Origin of the sequence: Pseudomonas sp. FP597 (assembly GCF_030687435.1) — a bacterium.
GTDB classification, from domain to species: Bacteria; Pseudomonadota; Gammaproteobacteria; order Pseudomonadales; family Pseudomonadaceae; genus Aquipseudomonas; species Aquipseudomonas lactucae.
In genome coordinates this window covers 5,840,173-5,856,941 of the sequence record NZ_CP117432.1, presented here as the reverse complement: position 1 = coordinate 5,856,941, position 16,769 = coordinate 5,840,173, and the positions used below count along the sequence as shown (strand labels likewise).

The following is a 16,769-nucleotide window of genomic DNA, read 5'->3' as shown; positions in this document are numbered from 1 at the left end:
CAAGACAATAGCGTCGCAAGACAACAGTGGAGCTAGTAGATGGCAACTATCAACCAGCTGGTACGTCAGCCGCGTAAGCGTATCGTCGAGAAATCCGACGTACCTGCGCTGCAGAACTGCCCGCAACGTCGTGGCGTATGCACCCGTGTGTATACCACCACGCCGAAAAAACCTAACTCGGCACTGCGTAAAGTATGCCGTGTGCGCCTGACCAACGGTTTCGAGGTTTCCTCGTACATCGGCGGTGAAGGCCACAACCTGCAAGAGCACAGCGTGGTACTGATCCGCGGCGGTCGTGTAAAAGACTTGCCAGGTGTTCGTTATCACACCGTACGCGGCTCCTTGGATACTTCCGGCGTTAAAGGTCGTAACCAGGGTCGTTCGAAGTACGGTACCAAGAAGCCTAAGTAGTAGCGGCTTTTTGTAAAACTGAATCATCTTATTTTCTGAGTCGATAAGAGTAAGGTCGGAGGCGTCCCGAAAGGGCACTGATTCCGAGCGAACCTGAAGACCGTTTGAGGGCTTATCCATGCCAAGAAGACGCGTAGCAGCCAAGCGCGAAGTGCTTGACGATCCAAAATACGGAAGCCAAATCCTGGCCAAGTTCATGAACCACGTGATGGAAAGCGGCAAGAAAGCCGTTGCCGAGCGTATCGTTTATGGCGCGCTGGAAAAGGTTAAAGAACGCAAGAACAGCGACCCCCTGGAAATCTTCGAGAAAGCTCTCGACGCCATCGCTCCGCTGGTCGAAGTGAAGTCGCGCCGTGTAGGCGGTGCTACTTACCAGGTTCCGGTCGAAGTTCGTCCGTCCCGTCGTAACGCCCTGGCAATGCGCTGGTTGGTAGACTTCGCCCGTAAGCGTGGCGAGAAGTCTATGGCTCTGCGTTTGGCCGGCGAGCTGTTGGACGCTGCTGAAGGTAAAGGTGCTGCTGTTAAGAAGCGTGAAGACGTGCACCGTATGGCTGAAGCTAACAAAGCTTTCTCGCACTACCGCTTCTAAATCCAGCTTCACTAATTTTGCGAGGGCTTTATGGCTCGTACTACTCCGATTAGCCGCTACCGTAACATCGGTATCGTTGCTCACGTGGATGCTGGTAAAACCACCACCACCGAGCGCGTACTGTTTTACACCGGCAAAAGTCACAAAATGGGCGAGGTGCATGACGGCGCCGCGACCACAGACTGGATGGTTCAGGAGCAGGAGCGTGGTATTACCATTACTTCTGCTGCTATTACCGCCTTCTGGAAGGGTTCCGAGAAGCAGTACAAGGACGAGCACCGCTTCAACGTTATCGATACCCCAGGCCACGTAGACTTCACCATTGAAGTTGAGCGTTCCCTGCGCGTACTCGACGGCGCTGTCGTTGTGTTCTGCGGTACCTCGGGTGTTGAGCCTCAGTCGGAAACCGTATGGCGTCAAGCCAACAAATACGGCGTTCCACGTCTTGTTTATGTAAACAAGATGGACCGTGCTGGTGCCAACTTCCTGCGCGTGATCGGTCAGATCAAGCAGCGTCTGGGTCACACTCCGGTGCCAATCCAATTGGCAATCGGTTCCGAAGACAACTTCCAGGGTCAGATCGACCTGATCTCCATGGAAGCTGTTTACTGGAATGATTCCGACAAAGGTATGGTTCCTGTTCGTAAGCCTATCCCTGCAGAGTTGCAGGAGCTGGCTGACGAGTGGCGCAACAACATGGTTGAAGCTGCGGCCGAAGCCAACGAAGAACTGATGAACAAGTACCTCGAAGGTGAAGAGCTCACCAACGTGGAAATCAAGGCCGCTCTGCGTCAGCGTACCATCGCTGGTGAGATCGTCTTGGCTGTTTGCGGTTCCTCGTTCAAGAACAAGGGTGTTCCCCTGGTTCTCGATGCTGTGATCGACTACCTGCCTGCTCCAACCGACATTCCTGCTATCAAGGGTACCAACCCTGATAACGAGGAAGAGGAAATGGAGCGTCATGCAGACGACAGCGAGCCGTTCTCGGCCCTGGCGTTCAAAATCGCTACCGACCCATTCGTGGGTACTTTGACCTTCGTCCGCGTTTACTCGGGCGTGTTGGCCTCCGGCGACGGCGTGATCAACTCGGTTAAAGGCAAGAAAGAGCGCGTGGGTCGTATGGTGCAAATGCACGCAAACGCCCGCGAAGAGATCAAGGAAGTACGCGCTGGTGACATCGCGGCCCTGATCGGCATGAAGGACGTCACCACTGGTGAAACCTTGTGCAACGCTGATAAGCCAATCATCCTGGTTCGCATGGACTTCCCGGAGCCGGTTATTTCGGTTGCCGTAGAGCCTAAGACCAAGGATGACCAGGAAAAAATGGGTATCGCTCTGGGCAAGCTTGCTCAGGAAGATCCATCTTTCCGCGTCAAGACTGATGAAGAGACTGGTCAAACGATCATCTCGGGCATGGGCGAGCTTCACCTGGACATTCTGGTTGACCGGATGCGCCGTGAGTTCAGCGTCGAAGCCAACATCGGTAAGCCTCAGGTTTCCTATCGTGAGCGCATCACGAAGAACTGTGAAATCGAAGGCAAGTTCGTTCGTCAATCCGGCGGTCGTGGTCAGTTCGGTCACTGCTGGATCCGTTTTGCTCCTGCTGACGAAGGTCAAGAAGGTCTGCAATTCGTGAACGAAGTAGTAGGTGGTGTTGTTCCTAAGGAATACATCCCTGCTATCCAGAAGGGTATCGAAGAGCAGATGAAGAACGGTGTTGTTGCCGGCTATCCGCTGATCGGCCTGAAAGCAACCGTTTTTGACGGTTCTTACCACGACGTCGACTCCAACGAGATGGCGTTTAAGGTGGCTGCTTCCATGGCAACCAAGCAACTGGCCCAGAAGGGCGGTGGTGAGTTGCTTGAGCCAATCATGGCGGTAGAAGTTGTTACACCTGAAGACTATATGGGTGATGTCATGGGCGACCTTAACCGTCGTCGCGGCATGATCTTGGGTATGGAAGACACGGTTTCCGGCAAAGTGATTCGCGCCGAGGTTCCGTTGGGTGAGATGTTCGGTTACGCGACCGACGTTCGCTCCATGTCCCAGGGTCGCGCAAGCTACTCTATGGAATTCAAAAAATACAACACAGCTCCGGCGCACATCGCTGAAACTGTATCCAAAAAACAAGGCTGATTCAGTCCTTTAGGCAAGGAGTTAATTGTCGTGGCTAAAGAAAAATTTGATCGTTCCCTACCGCACGTCAACGTTGGCACCATCGGTCACGTTGACCACGGTAAAACCACTCTGACTGCTGCTCTGACTCGCGTTTGCTCCGAAGTATTCGGTTCCGCAATCGTTGATTTCGATAAAATCGACAGCGCACCAGAAGAGAAAGCTCGTGGTATCACCATCAACACTGCGCACGTTGAATACAACTCGCTGATCCGTCACTACGCTCACGTTGACTGCCCAGGTCACGCTGACTATGTGAAGAACATGATCACCGGTGCTGCCCAGATGGACGGCGCGATCCTGGTTTGCTCGGCCGCTGATGGTCCGATGCCACAAACCCGTGAACACATCCTGCTGTCCCGTCAGGTAGGTGTACCGTACATCGTTGTTTACCTGAACAAGGCTGACCTGGTAGACGACGCTGAGCTGCTGGAACTGGTTGAGATGGAAGTGCGCGATCTGCTGAGCACTTACGACTTCCCAGGTGACGACACTCCGATCATCATCGGTTCTGCTCGTATGGCTCTGGAAGGCAAAGACGATAACGAAATGGGCACCACGTCCGTTCGTAAACTGGTTGAGACTCTGGACAGCTACATCCCAGATCCAGTCCGTGTTATCGACAAGCCATTCCTGATGCCAATCGAAGACGTATTCTCGATCTCCGGTCGCGGTACTGTTGTAACTGGTCGTATCGAGCGCGGTATCGTCAAGGTTCAAGATCCACTGGAAATCGTTGGTCTGCGTGACACTACCGTCACCACCTGCACCGGTGTTGAAATGTTCCGTAAGCTGCTCGACGAAGGTCGTGCTGGCGAGAACTGCGGCGTTCTGCTGCGTGGTACCAAGCGTGACGACGTTGAGCGTGGCCAGGTTCTGGTTAAGCCAGGTTCGGTTAAGCCGCACACCAAGTTCGAAGCTGAAGTGTACGTGCTGAGCAAAGAAGAAGGCGGTCGTCACACTCCGTTCTTCAAAGGCTACCGTCCACAGTTCTACTTCCGTACTACCGACGTAACTGGTAACTGCGAACTGCCGGAAGGCGTAGAAATGGTAATGCCAGGCGACAACATCAAAATGGTTGTCACCCTGATCAAAACCATTGCTATGGAAGACGGTCTGCGTTTCGCTATCCGTGAAGGCGGCCGTACCGTTGGTGCTGGTGTTGTAGCTAAAATCATCGAGTAAGCGTCTCTTTTGAGATAGCTTCGATGCTTTGAAAAGCCCCCGCTCAGCGGGGGCTTTTTTATTGGGTTGACACCTATCTGGGGCGTCTATAGAATTGCGCCTCCTTTTAACGGGCGTATTGCGCTCGCTGGGAATAGCAGCCGGAGTCTGAAATCCAATGCAAAATCAGCAAATCCGTATCAGGTTGAAGGCTTTTGACCATCGCCTGATCGACCAATCCACCCAGGAAATCGTGGAAACCGCGAAACGTACTGGTGCACAAGTGCGTGGTCCAATTCCACTGCCTACCCGTAAAGAGCGGTTCACCGTTCTGGTCTCCCCGCACGTCAACAAAGACGCGCGTGACCAGTACGAGATCCGTACTCATAAGCGCGTTCTGGACATCGTCCAGCCAACGGATAAAACCGTTGACGCACTTATGAAGCTCGATCTGGCGGCCGGTGTGGAAGTACAGATCAGCCTCGGCTAAGACTTGGGTCTTAGTCGTGTAACGCTCTGAAATGGGCGGCCATAGCGGGTGAAAGCCCCGTACACTCATGAGGTTTACAACATGACTATTGGTGTAGTCGGTCGTAAATGCGGTATGACCCGTATTTTCACCGAAGAAGGTGTCTCCATTCCGGTCACGGTCATTGAGATCGAGCCGAATCGCGTCACCCAGTTCAAAACTGAAGAAACCGATGGCTATCGTGCAGTGCAAGTCACTGTCGGCGAGCGTCGTGCTTCGCGCGTGACTGCTGCTCAAGCAGGTCACTTCGCTAAAGCAAACGTTGCAGCTGGTCGCACCGTCATGGAGTTCCGTCTTGAAGACGGCGACTACAAGGCTGGCGATCTGATCAACGCTGAAATCTTTGCTGCTGGTCAACTGGTTGATGTAACCGGTCAGTCCAAAGGTAAAGGCTTCCAGGGTACGATCAAGCGTTGGAATTTCCGTGGTCAAGACAACACTCACGGTAACTCCGTTTCCCACCGCGTCCCGGGCTCTATTGGCCAGTGCCAGACTCCTGGTCGTGTATTCAAGGGCAAAAAAATGTCCGGTCATATGGGCGCTGAGCGCGTGACCGTGCAGTCCCTCGAAGTAGTGCGCGTCGACGCTGAACGCAATCTGTTGTTGGTCAAGGGTGCTGTTCCTGGCGCTACTGGCGGCAACCTGGTTGTACGTCCAGCGGCCAAGGCTCGCGGTTAAGGGGAAGCTGACATGCAATTAAATGTAAATGACGCTCAAGCGATCGAAGTTTCCGAACTGACATTTGGCGGCGAATTCAACGAGACGCTGGTTCACCAAGCAGTCGTGGCCTATATGGCTGGCGGCCGTCAAGGTAGCAAGCAGCAAAAGACCCGTTCCGACGTACGTGGTGGCGGTAAGCGCCCTTGGCGTCAGAAAGGTACTGGCCGTGCTCGTGCCGGTACTATCCGTAGCCCAATCTGGCGTGGCGGTGGTACCACTTTCGCAGCTCGTCCACAGGATCACTCTCAGAAGCTCAACAAGAAGATGTACCGCGCAGCTCTGCGCTCCATCCTTGCTGAACTCGTGCGTACTGATCGTCTGGTCGTGGTTCAGGACTTCGCTGTTGAAAGTCCAAAAACCAAAGATCTGCTGGGCAAACTGAACAACATGAGCCTGACCGACGTTTTGATCGTGTCTGAAGCTGTTGATCAGAACCTGTACCTGGCTGCTCGCAACCTGCCACACGTTGATGTACGTGACGTGCAAGGTTCCGATCCAGTTAGTCTGATCGCATACGACAAGGTGTTGATCACCGTGTCGGCCGTGAAGAAATTCGAGGAGCTGCTGGGATGAACCAGGAACGCGTATTTAAAGTTCTGCTTGGCCCGCACGTTTCCGAAAAGGCTACGGTTCTGGCTGACAAGAAAGGCCAGTTCGTTTTCAAGGTTGCAACTGACGCAACCAAGCTGGAAATCAAGAAGGCCGTCGAAAGCCTGTTCAGCGTGAAAGTAGAGCGTGTTACTACCCTGAATGTTCTGGGTAAGAGCAAGCGCACTGCTCGCGGTCTGGGCAAGCGTAATGACTGGAAGAAGGCAGTTATCTCCCTTCAGCCAGGCCAAGATCTCGATTTCAGCAGCAGTGCTGAGTAAGGAAGGGGTGCATCATGGCAATCGTTAAATGCAAACCGACTTCCCCTGGCCGCCGTTTTGTGGTCAAGGTGGTCAACCAGGAGCTGCATAAAGGCGCTCCTCACGCACCGCTGCTCGAGAAGAAATCGAAGACTGGTGGTCGTAACAACAATGGTCGCATTACCACTCGTCACATCGGTGGTGGCCATAAGCAGCATTATCGTCTGGTCGACTTCCGTCGCAACGACAAAGATGGCATTTCTGCCACTGTCGAGCGTATTGAATACGATCCAAACCGTACTGCTCACATCGCTCTGCTGCTGTACGCAGATGGCGAGCGTCGCTACATCATCGCCCCTAAAGGCGTGAGTGCTGGCGACCAGCTGATCGCAGGTGCTTTGGCACCGATCAAGCCGGGCAACGCTCTGCAACTGCGTAACATTCCAGTTGGTAGCACCGTACACGGCATCGAATTGAAGCCAGGTAAAGGCGCACAGATCGCTCGTTCCGCTGGTGCTTCGGCTCAGCTGATCGCTCGTGAAGGTGTCTACGTGACCCTGCGTCTGCGTTCTGGTGAGATGCGTAAAGTGCTGGCTGAGTGCCGCGCGACCCTGGGCGAAGTCTCGAACTCCGAGCACAGCCTGCGTTCGCTGGGTAAAGCTGGTGCCAAACGCTGGCGTGGCGTTCGCCCAACCGTTCGTGGTGTTGCCATGAACCCGGTTGACCACCCACACGGTGGTGGTGAAGGTCGTACCTCTGGTGGTCGTCATCCGGTATCGCCATGGGGCTTCCCGACTAAGGGCGCGAAGACTCGTGGTAATAAGCGTACCGACAAAATGATCGTCCGTCGTCGCAAGTAAATAGAGGGATACGACAGTGCCACGTTCTCTGAAAAAAGGTCCTTTTATTGATCTTCACCTACTGAAGAAGATCGAAGTGGCGGCGGAAAAGAACGATCGCAAACCAGTTAAGACCTGGTCGCGTCGTTCGATGATCCTGCCACAAATGGTCGGTCTGACCATCGCAGTACACAACGGTCGTCAACACGTCCCAGTTCTCGTTAACGAAGACATGGTCGGCCACAAACTGGGCGAGTTTGCCGGTACCCGCACTTATCGTGGGCACGTGGCAGACAAGAAAGCCAAGCGTTAAGGGGTTAGGAAATGGAAGTAGCCGCTAAGTTGTCGGGCGCTCGAATCTCCGCCCAGAAAGCCCGCTTGGTCGCCGACCAGATCCGCGGGAAGAAGGTGGGCGAAGCGCTCAACCTGTTGGCTTTCAGCAGTAAGAAAGCCGCCGAGATCATGAAGAAAGTGCTGGAGTCGGCCGTAGCCAACGCCGAGCATAACGAAGGCGCAGACGTTGATGACCTGAAGGTCAGCACCGTTTTCGTCAACGAAGGGCGTTCGCTGAAGCGCATCATGCCGCGTGCCAAAGGCCGTGCTGATCGCATCGTCAAGCGGTCTTGCCATATCACTGTCAAGGTTGCTGACAAGTAACGGAGTCGAAGAGATGGGTCAGAAAGTACATCCCATTGGCATTCGCCTGGGAATCGTCAAGGAGCACACCTCCGTCTGGTACGCAGACGGTCGGACTTATGCGGACTACTTGTTCGCTGATCTGAAGGTGCGTGAGTATCTCCAAGACAAACTAAAAAGCGCGTCCGTAAGCCGTATCGATATCCATCGTCCGGCGCAAACTGCACGTATCACCATCCACACCGCTCGTCCAGGTATCGTTATCGGGAAGAAAGGTGAAGATGTTGAGAAACTGCGTCAGGACCTGACCAAGCAAATGGGTGTGCCTGTGCACATCAATATCGAAGAGATCCGCAAGCCGGAGCTCGACGGTATGCTGGTTGCGCAGAGCGTAGCTCAGCAGCTGGAGCGTCGCGTAATGTTCCGTCGCGCTATGAAGCGCGCCGTACAGAACGCCATGCGCATTGGTGCCAAAGGCATCAAAATCCAAGTGAGCGGTCGTCTCGGCGGTGCTGAAATCGCACGTACTGAATGGTATCGCGAAGGTCGTGTGCCATTGCACACCCTGCGTGCCGACATCGACTATGCCAACTACGAAGCTCACACCACTTACGGTGTGATCGGTGTAAAGGTTTGGATCTTCAAAGGCGAAGTAATTGGTGGTCGCCAAGAAGAACTGAAACCACAAGCACCAGCGCCTCGTAAAAAAGCTGCTAAGTAAGGGGTACGCCAAATGTTGCAACCTAAGCGTACGAAGTTCCGCAAGCAGATGACAGGCCACAACCGTGGTCTGGCTCAGCGCGGTAGCAAAGTCAGCTTCGGCGAGTTCGCGCTGAAGTCTGTAGCTCGTGGTCGTCTCACCGCTCGTCAGATCGAGTCAGCGCGTCGTGCTCTGACCCGTCACGTAAAACGTGGCGGCAAGATCTGGATCCGTGTATTCCCGGACAAGCCGATCTCCAAAAAACCTCTCGAGGTTCGGATGGGTAAAGGTAAGGGTAACGTGGAATACTGGGTAGCCCAGATTCAGCCAGGCAAAGTCCTGTATGAAATCGAGGGCGTTTCTGAAGAGCTGGCGCGTGAGGCTTTCGCCCTGGCTGCTGCAAAGCTGCCGCTCGCCACCTCCTTTGTTAAACGGACGGTGATGTGATGAAAGCGAATGAACTTCGTGAAAAATCCGCACAGCAGCTGAACGAGCAACTGCTCGGCCTGCTGCGCGACCAGTTCAATCTGCGTATGCAGAAAGCAACTGGCCAGTTGGGGCAGTCTCATCTGCTCTCGCAAGTTAAGCGTGACATCGCTCGCGTGAAGACTGTGCTCAACCAGCAGGCAGGTAAGTGATCATGGCTGAAGCCGAAAAGACTGTCCGTACGCTGACTGGCCGTGTTGTCAGCGACAAGATGGACAAAACCATCACCGTTCTGATCGAGCGTCGCGTTAAGCACCCGATCTACGGTAAATACGTTAAGCGTTCGACTAAGCTGCACGCGCACGACGAAACCAATCAGTGCCACATCGGCGACAAAGTCACTATTCGTGAAACTCGTCCGCTGGCCAAGACCAAGTCTTGGGCACTGGTTGATGTTCTCGAACGCGCTGTGGAAGTCTAAGGACTAGGGGTCGGAGAAATTATATGATTCAGACTCAATCCATGCTCGATGTGGCCGATAACAGCGGCGCTCGCCGCGTTATGTGCATCAAGGTGCTGGGTGGCTCCCATCGTCGTTACGCTGGTATCGGTGACATCATCAAAGTTACCGTCAAGGAAGCAATTCCTCGCGGTAAAGTGAAAAAAGGCCAAGTGATGACTGCTGTTGTAGTCCGCACTCGTCACGGCGTACGCCGTGCAGATGGCTCCATTATCCGCTTTGATGGCAACGCTGCTGTTCTTCTGAACAACAAGCAAGAGCCGATCGGCACCCGTATCTTTGGGCCAGTGACCCGTGAACTTCGTACTGAGAAGTTCATGAAGATCGTCTCGCTCGCCCCAGAAGTGCTGTAAGGAGATCCGACATGCAAAAGATTCGTCGTGACGACGAGATCATCGTGATCGCCGGCAAAGACAAAGGTAAGCGCGGTAAGGTGCTTAAGGTTCTCGCTAATAACCGTCTGGTTATTGGTGGTCTGAACCTGGTTAAGCGTCATACCAAGCCTAACCCGATGTCGGGCGTACAAGGCGGTATCGTCGAAAAAGAAGCTCCGCTGGATGCTTCTAACGTCGCCATTTTCAACGGCGAAACCAACAAGGCTGACCGCGTTGGTTTCAAAGTAGAAGATGGCAAGAAAATTCGTGTCTTCAAGTCGACCCAAAAAGCGGTTGATGCTTGAACACTGCTAGGTAGAAGACCATGGCACGACTAAAAGAGATTTACTGGAAAGAAATCGCACCGAAGCTTAAGGAAGAACTTAAGCTTTCGAACGTGATGGAAGTTCCACGCGTTACCAAAATCACCCTGAACATGGGTCTGGGCGAAGCGGTCGGCGACAAAAAAGTCATCGAGCACGCTGTTGCTGACCTGGAAAAGATCACCGGTCAAAAAGTCGTTGTGACTTACGCTCGGAAATCCATCGCTGGCTTTAAAGTCCGTGAAGGTTGGCCGATCGGCGTCAAAGTGACTCTGCGCCGTGAGCGTATGTACGAATTCCTGGATCGTCTGCTGTCGATCTCCCTGCCTCGGGTCCGCGACTTCCGCGGCCTGAATGCCAAGTCCTTCGATGGTCGTGGTAACTACAGCATGGGCGTGAAAGAGCAGATCATCTTCCCGGAAATCGACTACGACAAGATCGATGCTCTCCGCGGTCTGGACATCACCCTGACCACCACTGCCAAGAACGATGATGAAGGTCGCGCCCTGTTGCGTGCTTTCAAATTCCCGTTCCGCAACTGATTGGAGTAGGACCATGGCCAAGATGAGCATGAAAAACCGCGAGCTGAAACGTCAGCTCACGGTTGCCAAGTACGCCAAGAAGCGTGCAGCACTGAAAGCAATCATCGTTGATCTGAACGCAAGTCCAGAAGCGCGTTGGGAAGCGACAGTTGCTCTGCAGAAGCAGCCACGTGACGCAAGCGCTTCGCGCATGCGTAACCGCTGCCGCCTGACCGGTCGTCCACACGGCGTTTACCGCAAGTTCGGCCTTGGCCGTAACAAATTGCGTGAAGCGGCAATGCGTGGTGACGTACCAGGTCTGGTTAAAGCCAGCTGGTAAGTACTTTCAGCGTCCAGGCGGTCTGAATCGCAAGATACTGACCGCCGGTGACCTTGAATCTGGAACAAGCCCCTTTTGGGGCTTGTTTCATTTCCGGAGTGTGTCTAAAATACGCGGCTCGCCTGAGCCCGTGTTTTTTATGCTCGGAGATTCTCAGCGACATATGTAGCCGCAAGGCTAATTTTTTTGTATTAGGAGCGTCTAGCCCATGAGTATGCAGGACCCGTTAGCGGACATGCTAACTCGTATCCGTAATGCCCAGATGGCTGAAAAGTCCGTCGTAAGCATGCCATCTTCCAAGTTGAAGGTAGCTGTTGCCAAAGTCCTGAAAGACGAAGGCTACATTGCGGGTTATCAGATCAGCAGCGAAATCAAGCCACTGCTGTCCATCGAGCTGAAGTACTTCGAAGGCCGTTCGGTCATCGAGGAAGTGAAGCGCGTTAGCCGTCCAGGCCTGCGTCAGTACAAGTCCGCTGAAGATCTGCCGAAAGTTCGTGGCGGTCTGGGCGTGTCTATCGTCTCCACCAACAAAGGTGTGATGACGGATCGTGCTGCGCGCGCTGCCGGTGTCGGCGGCGAAGTTCTTTGCACTGTGTTCTAAGGGGGGATAAGCATGTCTCGCGTCGCTAAGAACCCCGTTAAGCTGCCAGCCGGTGTCGAAGTCAAATTCGCAGGCCAACAGCTTTCGGTGAAGGGTGCCAAGGGCACTCTTGAACTGAACATCCATTCGTCCGTTGAGATCGTTGAAGAAGCTGGTGAGCTGCGTTTCGCTGCTCGCAATGGCGATCAACAAACTCGCGCAATGGCCGGTACCACGCGTGCGTTGGTAAACAACATGGTCCAAGGCGTAAGCCAAGGCTTCGAGCGTAAGCTCCAGCTGGTCGGTGTTGGTTACAAAGCGCAAGCAAAAGGCACGGTTCTGAACCTTGCCCTTGGCTTCTCGCACCCAGTGGATTACGAACTGCCGGAAGGCATCACCGCTGAGACCCCTAGCCAAACCGATATCCTGATCAAGGGCATCGATAAGCAGCTGGTAGGTCAGGTGGCCGCTGAGATCCGCGACTTCCGTCCACCAGAGCCGTACAAAGGCAAAGGTGTGCGCTACGCGGACGAAGTCGTCCGTCGTAAAGAAGCCAAGAAGAAGTAGGGCATAGCAAATGACCGACAAAAAAGTTACTCGACTGCGTCGCGCTCGCAAAGCACGCCTGAAAATGCACGAACTCGAAGTCGTGCGTCTCTGCGTGTATCGCTCGTCGCAGCACATCTACGCCCAGGTCATCTCGGCCGACGGCAACCAGGTCCTGGCAAGCGCCTCGACTTTGGATAAAGAACTGCGTGATGGTGCCACCGGCAACATCGACGCGGCCACTAAGGTTGGCCAGCTGGTCGCTACGCGTGCTAAGGCCGCTGGCGTCTCGCAAGTGGCTTTCGACCGCTCTGGCTTCAAGTACCACGGCCGCGTTAAAGCGCTGGCTGATGCTGCTCGTGAAGCTGGGCTGGAGTTCTAAGTTATGTCAAATAACGACCAAAAGCGCGACGAAGGCTACATTGAGAAGCTGGTTCAAGTTAACCGCGTAGCCAAAACCGTTAAAGGCGGCCGTATCTTCACTTTCACCGCGTTGACCGTGGTAGGTGATGGTAAAGGGCGTGTTGGCTTCGGCCGTGGCAAGTCACGTGAAGTGCCTGCCGCGATCCAGAAGGCAATGGAAGCTGCTCGTCGCAACATGATCCAAGTTGATCTGAACGGCACCACTCTGCAGTACGCAATGAAGTCCGCTCACGGCGCTTCGAAGGTGTACATGCAGCCTGCTTCTGAAGGTACCGGTATCATCGCTGGCGGCGCTATGCGTGCTGTCCTCGAAGTTGCTGGCGTTCAGAACGTTCTGGCCAAGTGCTACGGCTCGACTAACCCGGTAAACGTGGTTCACGCCACTTTCAAGGGTCTGAAGGCTATGCAATCTCCTGAGTCCATCGCTGCCAAGCGTGGTCTGACTGTCAAGGAGATCTTCTGATCATGGCTACCGTTAAAGTAACGCTGATCAAAAGCATGACCGGCCGCATCCCTAACCACAAATTGTGCGTTAAAGGTTTGGGTCTGCGTCGCATCGGTCACACTGTAGAAGTCCAGGATACTCCCGAGAATCGCGGGATGATCAACAAGGCTTACTACATGCTGCGTGTAGAGGGTTAATCGATGAAACTCAATGATCTGAGTCCAGCGCCGGGTTCCCGTCGCGAAAAGCATCGTCCGGGCCGTGGTATCGGTAGTGGTTTGGGTAAGACCGGTGGCCGTGGCCACAAGGGTCAAACCTCCCGCTCCGGTGGCACCATTGCTCCAGGCTTTGAAGGCGGTCAACAGCCGCTGCATCGTCGCCTGCCTAAGTTCGGTTTCGTATCCCTGAAAGCCATGGACCGCGCAGAAGTGCGTCTGTCCGAGCTGGCTAAAGTGGAAGGCGACATCGTTACTGTGCAGACCCTGAAAGATGCCAACGTGATCAACGTCAACGTACAGCGTGTGAAAATCATGCTGTCCGGTGAAGTGACTCGCGCTGTCACTATCGGCAAGGGAATCGGCGCCACCAAAGGTGCGCGTTCGGCTATCGAAGCAGCTGGCGGCAAGTTCGAGGAATAAATGGCTAAGCAAGGTGCTCTCTCAGCGCTCGGCAAAGGCGGTATGTCTGAACTTTGGGCTCGTCTGCGTTTTCTGTTCCTGGCGATTATCGTCTACCGAATAGGCGCACACATCCCGGTTCCAGGTATCAACCCGGACCGACTCGCAGACCTGTTTCGACAGAATGAGGGGACCATTCTTAGCTTGTTCAACATGTTTTCCGGCGGCGCGCTGGAACGGATGAGTATCTTTGCACTGGGGATCATGCCGTACATCTCGGCATCGATCATCATGCAATTGATGACCGCCGTCAGCCCGCAGCTGGAGCAGTTGAAGAAGGAAGGTGAGGCTGGCCGTCGCAAGATTAGCCAGTACACCCGCTACGGCACTGTCATCCTCGCCCTTGTTCAGGCTATCGGCATGTCCGTTGGTCTGGCCGGGCAGGGTGTTGCGTTCACTGGTGACTTTGGCTTCCATTTCGTCGCGGTATCCACGTTTGTGGCTGGTGCGATGTTCATGATGTGGCTGGGTGAGCAGATTACTGAGCGTGGTGTTGGTAACGGTATCTCGATGTTGATTTTCGCAGGTATCGTCGCCGGTCTTCCGAGAGCAATCGGGCAGTCTTTCGAGTCTGCACGTCAGGGTGATATCAATATCTTCGCCCTGGTTGCCATCGGTTTGCTGGCAGTAGCGATTATCGGTTTTGTGGTGTTCATTGAGCGTGGCCAGCGTCGTATTGCTGTTCACTACGCCAAGCGTCAGCAGGGCCGTAAGGTTTTTGCTGCGCAGACCAGCCACTTGCCGCTGAAAGTGAATATGGCCGGTGTGATTCCGGCAATTTTCGCGAGCAGCATTTTGCTGTTTCCGGCTTCGTTGGGTACCTGGTTTGGTCAGTCTGAAAATATGGGCTGGCTGCAGGACCTCTCTCAGTCGATCGCTCCTGGTCAGCCGTTGAATATTCTGCTGTTTAGTGCAGGGATTATTTTCTTCTGCTTCTTCTATACGGCGTTGATGTTCAATCCGAAAGACGTAGCGGAAAACCTGAAGAAGTCCGGTGCCTTTATTCCGGGTATCCGTCCAGGTGAGCAGTCTGCACGCTACATTGATGGCGTTCTGACCCGTTTGACCCTGTTCGGTGCTCTATATATGACGGCCGTGTGCTTGCTTCCCCAGTTCCTGGTGGTTGCAGCAAACGTTCCGTTCTACCTTGGCGGGACCTCGTTGCTGATCGTGGTCGTGGTTGTGATGGACTTCATGTCCCAAGTACAATCGCACCTCGTTTCGCACCAGTACGAATCCCTGATGAAGAAAGCCAACCTGAAGGGCTACGGCAGCGGCATGTTGCGCTGAGTACCCCATAAGGTTCGAGGAGTTGGTGATGAAAGTTCGTGCATCGGTGAAAAAGCTGTGCCGTAACTGCAAGATTATTCGCCGCGAAGGTGTTGTTCGAGTAATTTGCAGCGCGGAACCGCGTCACAAACAGCGCCAAGGCTGAGTGTGATCCGCTTGAAGCCCGGCAGCTAGTGCGCTGCCGGGTTGATTATTTGTTATTACAGCGATATTATCTCGCGCCCTATTTCTTGGCTTCCGGGGCGTAGGTAGCTGTCAATTGGAGTCCCACTGAATGGCCCGTATTGCAGGCGTTAACATTCCAGATAACAAGCACACTGTTATCTCGCTGACCTACATCTATGGTGTTGGTCGCACTACTGCGCAGAAAATTTGCGCAGATACTGGGGTAAACCCAGCCGCAAAGATTAAAGATCTGAGCGACGAGCAGATTGAGCTGTTGCGTGGCGAAGTGGCGAAGTTCACCACTGAAGGTGACCTGCGTCGCGAAATCAACATGAAAATCAAGCGTTTGATGGACCTCGGTTGCTACCGTGGTCTGCGTCATCGTCGTGGTCTTCCAGTGCGCGGTCAGCGTACCAAGACTAACGCGCGTACCCGTAAAGGTCCGCGTAAGCCGATCCGCAAGTAATCGCCCACGCGAATCGACAGGAAAATTATCATGGCAAAACCTGCTGCTCGTCCTCGTAAAAAAGTTAAAAAGACAGTGGTTGATGGCATCGCCCACATCCATGCGTCTTTTAACAACACAATCGTGACCATCACCGACCGTCAAGGTAACGCGCTTTCTTGGGCTACCTCCGGTGGTTCGGGTTTCCGCGGTTCCCGCAAGTCCACCCCGTTTGCTGCTCAAGTAGCTGCTGAACGTGCTGGTCAAGCTGCGCTGGAATACGGCCTGAAAAACCTCGACGTTAACGTCAAAGGTCCAGGTCCAGGTCGTGAGTCTGCTGTCCGTGCTTTGAACGGCTGTGGCTATAAGATCGCCAGCATCACCGACGTGACGCCAATCCCGCACAACGGGTGCCGTCCGCCGAAGAAGCGCCGCGTGTAATCCAGGAGATTGTAAAGAATGGCTCGTTACATTGGTCCAAAATGCAAACTCGCTCGTCGCGAAGGCACCGATCTCTTTCTGAAGAGCGGCGTGCGCGCGATCGAATCGAAGTGCAACATTGAAGCAGCACCTGGTATCCACGGCCAACGCCGCGGTCGCCAGTCCGATTACGGCACCCAACTGCGTGAAAAGCAGAAGGTCCGTCGTATCTACGGCGTTCTCGAGCGTCAGTTCAGCGGCTACTACAAAGAAGCTGCTGGCAAGAAAGGTGCAACCGGTGAAAACCTGCTGCAACTGCTCGAATGCCGTCTGGACAACGTTGTATACCGTATGGGCTTCGGTTCGACTCGTGCCGAATCCCGTCAGCTGGTATCGCACAAGTCGATCAGCGTTAACGGTCAGACCGTAAACGTTCCGTCCTACCAGGTTCGTGCTGGTGACGTGGTCGCAGTTCGCGAGAAAGCTAAAAACCAACTTCGCATTGTCCAAGCTCTCGATCTGTGTGCCCAACGTGGCCGCGTAGAATGGGTAGAAGTAGACACTGAGAAGAAGTCGGGCGTTTTCAAGAACGTTCCAGCTCGCAGTGATCTGTCCGCCGACATCAACGAAAGCCTGATTGTCGAGCTCTACTCCAAGTAAGGG

At 54.1% G+C, this 16,769-nt stretch carries 30 protein-coding genes; all 30 read left to right on the top strand.

Annotation, left to right across the window (positions count from 1 at the left end; genetic code table 11):
* The first annotated feature begins 39 nt into the window (after positions 1–39).
* The 30 genes from rpsL (at position 40) to rpsD (ending at position 16,766) form a co-directional block, all read left to right on the top strand.
* Positions 40–411, top strand: coding sequence for a 30S ribosomal protein S12 (gene rpsL / locus PSH66_RS26895; protein WP_002555494.1), 372 nt, complete (start codon positions 40–42; stop codon positions 409–411).
* 118 nt (positions 412–529) lie between these two features.
* Complete coding sequence (rpsG, locus tag PSH66_RS26890; RefSeq protein WP_002555493.1) at positions 530–1,000, top strand: 30S ribosomal protein S7; 471 nt, start codon at positions 530–532, stop codon at positions 998–1,000.
* A gap of 30 nt (positions 1,001–1,030) precedes the next feature.
* On the top strand, positions 1,031–3,136 hold the full coding sequence (gene fusA, locus PSH66_RS26885) for an elongation factor G (RefSeq protein WP_305427972.1): 2,106 nt from the start codon (positions 1,031–1,033) through the stop codon (positions 3,134–3,136).
* Between the two features lie 30 nt (positions 3,137–3,166).
* Positions 3,167–4,360 (top strand): elongation factor Tu, encoded by a 1,194-nt coding sequence (gene tuf, locus PSH66_RS26880; protein WP_003176426.1) that lies wholly within the window; start codon positions 3,167–3,169, stop codon positions 4,358–4,360.
* 157 nt (positions 4,361–4,517) lie between these two features.
* Entirely contained in the window at positions 4,518–4,829 is a 312-nt protein-coding gene (gene rpsJ, locus PSH66_RS26875; protein ID WP_003186070.1) for a 30S ribosomal protein S10, read from the top strand.
* Positions 4,830–4,910: 81 nt separating this feature from the next.
* Positions 4,911–5,546 (top strand): 50S ribosomal protein L3, encoded by a 636-nt coding sequence (gene rplC / locus PSH66_RS26870; RefSeq protein ID WP_003176425.1) that lies wholly within the window; start codon positions 4,911–4,913, stop codon positions 5,544–5,546.
* Positions 5,547–5,558: 12 nt separating this feature from the next.
* Positions 5,559–6,161, top strand: coding sequence for a 50S ribosomal protein L4 (gene rplD / locus PSH66_RS26865; RefSeq protein ID WP_003176424.1), 603 nt, complete (start codon positions 5,559–5,561; stop codon positions 6,159–6,161).
* Entirely contained in the window at positions 6,158–6,457 is a 300-nt protein-coding gene (rplW, locus tag PSH66_RS26860) for a 50S ribosomal protein L23 (RefSeq protein ID WP_002555488.1), read from the top strand. Before rplD ends, rplW begins: the two co-directional genes overlap by 4 nt.
* A 14-nt stretch (positions 6,458–6,471) precedes the next feature.
* On the top strand, positions 6,472–7,296 hold the full coding sequence (rplB, locus tag PSH66_RS26855; protein ID WP_003176423.1) for a 50S ribosomal protein L2: 825 nt from the start codon (positions 6,472–6,474) through the stop codon (positions 7,294–7,296).
* 16 nt (positions 7,297–7,312) lie between these two features.
* Positions 7,313–7,588 (top strand): 30S ribosomal protein S19, encoded by a 276-nt coding sequence (rpsS, locus tag PSH66_RS26850; RefSeq protein WP_002555486.1) that lies wholly within the window; start codon positions 7,313–7,315, stop codon positions 7,586–7,588.
* An 11-nt stretch (positions 7,589–7,599) separates the two neighbouring features.
* Entirely contained in the window at positions 7,600–7,932 is a 333-nt protein-coding gene (gene rplV, locus PSH66_RS26845) for a 50S ribosomal protein L22 (protein ID WP_003103908.1), read from the top strand.
* Between the two features lie 13 nt (positions 7,933–7,945).
* Positions 7,946–8,632, top strand: coding sequence for a 30S ribosomal protein S3 (rpsC, locus tag PSH66_RS26840; protein ID WP_003176422.1), 687 nt, complete (start codon positions 7,946–7,948; stop codon positions 8,630–8,632).
* Positions 8,633–8,644: 12 nt separating this feature from the next.
* Positions 8,645–9,058 carry a 50S ribosomal protein L16 gene (gene rplP, locus PSH66_RS26835; protein ID WP_003176421.1) on the top strand — a complete coding sequence of 138 codons (414 nt, stop codon included), beginning with the start codon at positions 8,645–8,647 and terminating at the stop codon, positions 9,056–9,058.
* Positions 9,058–9,249, top strand: a complete 192-nt coding sequence (gene rpmC, locus PSH66_RS26830) for a 50S ribosomal protein L29 (RefSeq protein ID WP_002555481.1) — start codon at positions 9,058–9,060, stop codon at positions 9,247–9,249. The genes rplP and rpmC overlap by 1 nt, the downstream gene beginning before the upstream one ends.
* A 2-nt stretch (positions 9,250–9,251) precedes the next feature.
* Positions 9,252–9,518: a 30S ribosomal protein S17 gene (rpsQ, locus tag PSH66_RS26825; RefSeq protein ID WP_003176419.1), complete on the top strand. Its 267-nt coding sequence runs from the start codon at positions 9,252–9,254 to the stop codon at positions 9,516–9,518.
* 23 nt (positions 9,519–9,541) lie between these two features.
* On the top strand, positions 9,542–9,910 hold the full coding sequence (gene rplN, locus PSH66_RS26820) for a 50S ribosomal protein L14 (protein ID WP_002555479.1): 369 nt from the start codon (positions 9,542–9,544) through the stop codon (positions 9,908–9,910).
* An 11-nt stretch (positions 9,911–9,921) separates the two neighbouring features.
* Positions 9,922–10,236: a 50S ribosomal protein L24 gene (rplX, locus tag PSH66_RS26815; protein WP_003176416.1), complete on the top strand. Its 315-nt coding sequence runs from the start codon at positions 9,922–9,924 to the stop codon at positions 10,234–10,236.
* Positions 10,237–10,256: 20 nt separating this feature from the next.
* Positions 10,257–10,796: a 50S ribosomal protein L5 gene (rplE, locus tag PSH66_RS26810; protein ID WP_003176415.1), complete on the top strand. Its 540-nt coding sequence runs from the start codon at positions 10,257–10,259 to the stop codon at positions 10,794–10,796.
* Between the two features lie 13 nt (positions 10,797–10,809).
* Positions 10,810–11,115: a 30S ribosomal protein S14 gene (gene rpsN, locus PSH66_RS26805; RefSeq protein WP_003176414.1), complete on the top strand. Its 306-nt coding sequence runs from the start codon at positions 10,810–10,812 to the stop codon at positions 11,113–11,115.
* A gap of 208 nt (positions 11,116–11,323) precedes the next feature.
* Positions 11,324–11,716 carry a 30S ribosomal protein S8 gene (rpsH, locus tag PSH66_RS26800; RefSeq protein ID WP_003176413.1) on the top strand — a complete coding sequence of 131 codons (393 nt, stop codon included), beginning with the start codon at positions 11,324–11,326 and terminating at the stop codon, positions 11,714–11,716.
* Positions 11,717–11,728: 12 nt separating this feature from the next.
* Positions 11,729–12,262 carry a 50S ribosomal protein L6 gene (rplF, locus tag PSH66_RS26795; RefSeq protein WP_003176412.1) on the top strand — a complete coding sequence of 178 codons (534 nt, stop codon included), beginning with the start codon at positions 11,729–11,731 and terminating at the stop codon, positions 12,260–12,262.
* Between the two features lie 10 nt (positions 12,263–12,272).
* On the top strand, positions 12,273–12,623 hold the full coding sequence (rplR, locus tag PSH66_RS26790; RefSeq protein ID WP_003176410.1) for a 50S ribosomal protein L18: 351 nt from the start codon (positions 12,273–12,275) through the stop codon (positions 12,621–12,623).
* A 3-nt stretch (positions 12,624–12,626) separates the two neighbouring features.
* Positions 12,627–13,127: a 30S ribosomal protein S5 gene (gene rpsE, locus PSH66_RS26785; protein ID WP_003176409.1), complete on the top strand. Its 501-nt coding sequence runs from the start codon at positions 12,627–12,629 to the stop codon at positions 13,125–13,127.
* Between the two features lie 2 nt (positions 13,128–13,129).
* Positions 13,130–13,306 (top strand): 50S ribosomal protein L30, encoded by a 177-nt coding sequence (gene rpmD, locus PSH66_RS26780; RefSeq protein WP_003176408.1) that lies wholly within the window; start codon positions 13,130–13,132, stop codon positions 13,304–13,306.
* Positions 13,307–13,309: 3 nt separating this feature from the next.
* Positions 13,310–13,747: a 50S ribosomal protein L15 gene (gene rplO / locus PSH66_RS26775; protein WP_003176407.1), complete on the top strand. Its 438-nt coding sequence runs from the start codon at positions 13,310–13,312 to the stop codon at positions 13,745–13,747.
* Entirely contained in the window at positions 13,748–15,076 is a 1,329-nt protein-coding gene (gene secY / locus PSH66_RS26770; RefSeq protein ID WP_003176406.1) for a preprotein translocase subunit SecY, read from the top strand. It abuts the gene before it with no gap.
* Between the two features lie 28 nt (positions 15,077–15,104).
* Complete coding sequence (gene rpmJ / locus PSH66_RS26765; RefSeq protein ID WP_002555468.1) at positions 15,105–15,221, top strand: 50S ribosomal protein L36; 117 nt, start codon at positions 15,105–15,107, stop codon at positions 15,219–15,221.
* A gap of 129 nt (positions 15,222–15,350) precedes the next feature.
* On the top strand, positions 15,351–15,707 hold the full coding sequence (gene rpsM / locus PSH66_RS26760; protein WP_003210063.1) for a 30S ribosomal protein S13: 357 nt from the start codon (positions 15,351–15,353) through the stop codon (positions 15,705–15,707).
* Positions 15,708–15,737: 30 nt separating this feature from the next.
* Positions 15,738–16,127: a 30S ribosomal protein S11 gene (rpsK, locus tag PSH66_RS26755; RefSeq protein ID WP_002555466.1), complete on the top strand. Its 390-nt coding sequence runs from the start codon at positions 15,738–15,740 to the stop codon at positions 16,125–16,127.
* 18 nt (positions 16,128–16,145) lie between these two features.
* Positions 16,146–16,766, top strand: coding sequence for a 30S ribosomal protein S4 (gene rpsD, locus PSH66_RS26750; RefSeq protein ID WP_003176404.1), 621 nt, complete (start codon positions 16,146–16,148; stop codon positions 16,764–16,766).
* Positions 16,767–16,769 lie beyond the last annotated feature (3 nt).

Coding starts and splice junctions, on each gene's coding strand:
- rpsL (WP_002555494.1), top strand. CDS start 40: ATGGCAACTATCAACCAGCTGGTACGTCAGCCGCGTAAGCGTATCGTC.
- rpsG (WP_002555493.1), top strand. CDS start 530: ATGCCAAGAAGACGCGTAGCAGCCAAGCGCGAAGTGCTTGACGATCCA.
- fusA (WP_305427972.1), top strand. CDS start 1,031: ATGGCTCGTACTACTCCGATTAGCCGCTACCGTAACATCGGTATCGTT.
- rpsJ (WP_003186070.1), top strand. CDS start 4,518: ATGCAAAATCAGCAAATCCGTATCAGGTTGAAGGCTTTTGACCATCGC.
- rplC (WP_003176425.1), top strand. CDS start 4,911: ATGACTATTGGTGTAGTCGGTCGTAAATGCGGTATGACCCGTATTTTC.
- rplD (WP_003176424.1), top strand. CDS start 5,559: ATGCAATTAAATGTAAATGACGCTCAAGCGATCGAAGTTTCCGAACTG.
- rplW (WP_002555488.1), top strand. CDS start 6,158: ATGAACCAGGAACGCGTATTTAAAGTTCTGCTTGGCCCGCACGTTTCC.
- rplB (WP_003176423.1), top strand. CDS start 6,472: ATGGCAATCGTTAAATGCAAACCGACTTCCCCTGGCCGCCGTTTTGTG.
- rplV (WP_003103908.1), top strand. CDS start 7,600: ATGGAAGTAGCCGCTAAGTTGTCGGGCGCTCGAATCTCCGCCCAGAAA.
- rpsC (WP_003176422.1), top strand. CDS start 7,946: ATGGGTCAGAAAGTACATCCCATTGGCATTCGCCTGGGAATCGTCAAG.
- rplP (WP_003176421.1), top strand. CDS start 8,645: ATGTTGCAACCTAAGCGTACGAAGTTCCGCAAGCAGATGACAGGCCAC.
- rpmC (WP_002555481.1), top strand. CDS start 9,058: ATGAAAGCGAATGAACTTCGTGAAAAATCCGCACAGCAGCTGAACGAG.
- rpsQ (WP_003176419.1), top strand. CDS start 9,252: ATGGCTGAAGCCGAAAAGACTGTCCGTACGCTGACTGGCCGTGTTGTC.
- rplN (WP_002555479.1), top strand. CDS start 9,542: ATGATTCAGACTCAATCCATGCTCGATGTGGCCGATAACAGCGGCGCT.
- rplX (WP_003176416.1), top strand. CDS start 9,922: ATGCAAAAGATTCGTCGTGACGACGAGATCATCGTGATCGCCGGCAAA.
- rplE (WP_003176415.1), top strand. CDS start 10,257: ATGGCACGACTAAAAGAGATTTACTGGAAAGAAATCGCACCGAAGCTT.
- rpsN (WP_003176414.1), top strand. CDS start 10,810: ATGGCCAAGATGAGCATGAAAAACCGCGAGCTGAAACGTCAGCTCACG.
- rpsH (WP_003176413.1), top strand. CDS start 11,324: ATGAGTATGCAGGACCCGTTAGCGGACATGCTAACTCGTATCCGTAAT.
- rplF (WP_003176412.1), top strand. CDS start 11,729: ATGTCTCGCGTCGCTAAGAACCCCGTTAAGCTGCCAGCCGGTGTCGAA.
- rplR (WP_003176410.1), top strand. CDS start 12,273: ATGACCGACAAAAAAGTTACTCGACTGCGTCGCGCTCGCAAAGCACGC.
- rpsE (WP_003176409.1), top strand. CDS start 12,627: ATGTCAAATAACGACCAAAAGCGCGACGAAGGCTACATTGAGAAGCTG.
- rpmD (WP_003176408.1), top strand. CDS start 13,130: ATGGCTACCGTTAAAGTAACGCTGATCAAAAGCATGACCGGCCGCATC.
- rplO (WP_003176407.1), top strand. CDS start 13,310: ATGAAACTCAATGATCTGAGTCCAGCGCCGGGTTCCCGTCGCGAAAAG.
- secY (WP_003176406.1), top strand. CDS start 13,748: ATGGCTAAGCAAGGTGCTCTCTCAGCGCTCGGCAAAGGCGGTATGTCT.
- rpmJ (WP_002555468.1), top strand. CDS start 15,105: ATGAAAGTTCGTGCATCGGTGAAAAAGCTGTGCCGTAACTGCAAGATT.
- rpsM (WP_003210063.1), top strand. CDS start 15,351: ATGGCCCGTATTGCAGGCGTTAACATTCCAGATAACAAGCACACTGTT.
- rpsK (WP_002555466.1), top strand. CDS start 15,738: ATGGCAAAACCTGCTGCTCGTCCTCGTAAAAAAGTTAAAAAGACAGTG.
- rpsD (WP_003176404.1), top strand. CDS start 16,146: ATGGCTCGTTACATTGGTCCAAAATGCAAACTCGCTCGTCGCGAAGGC.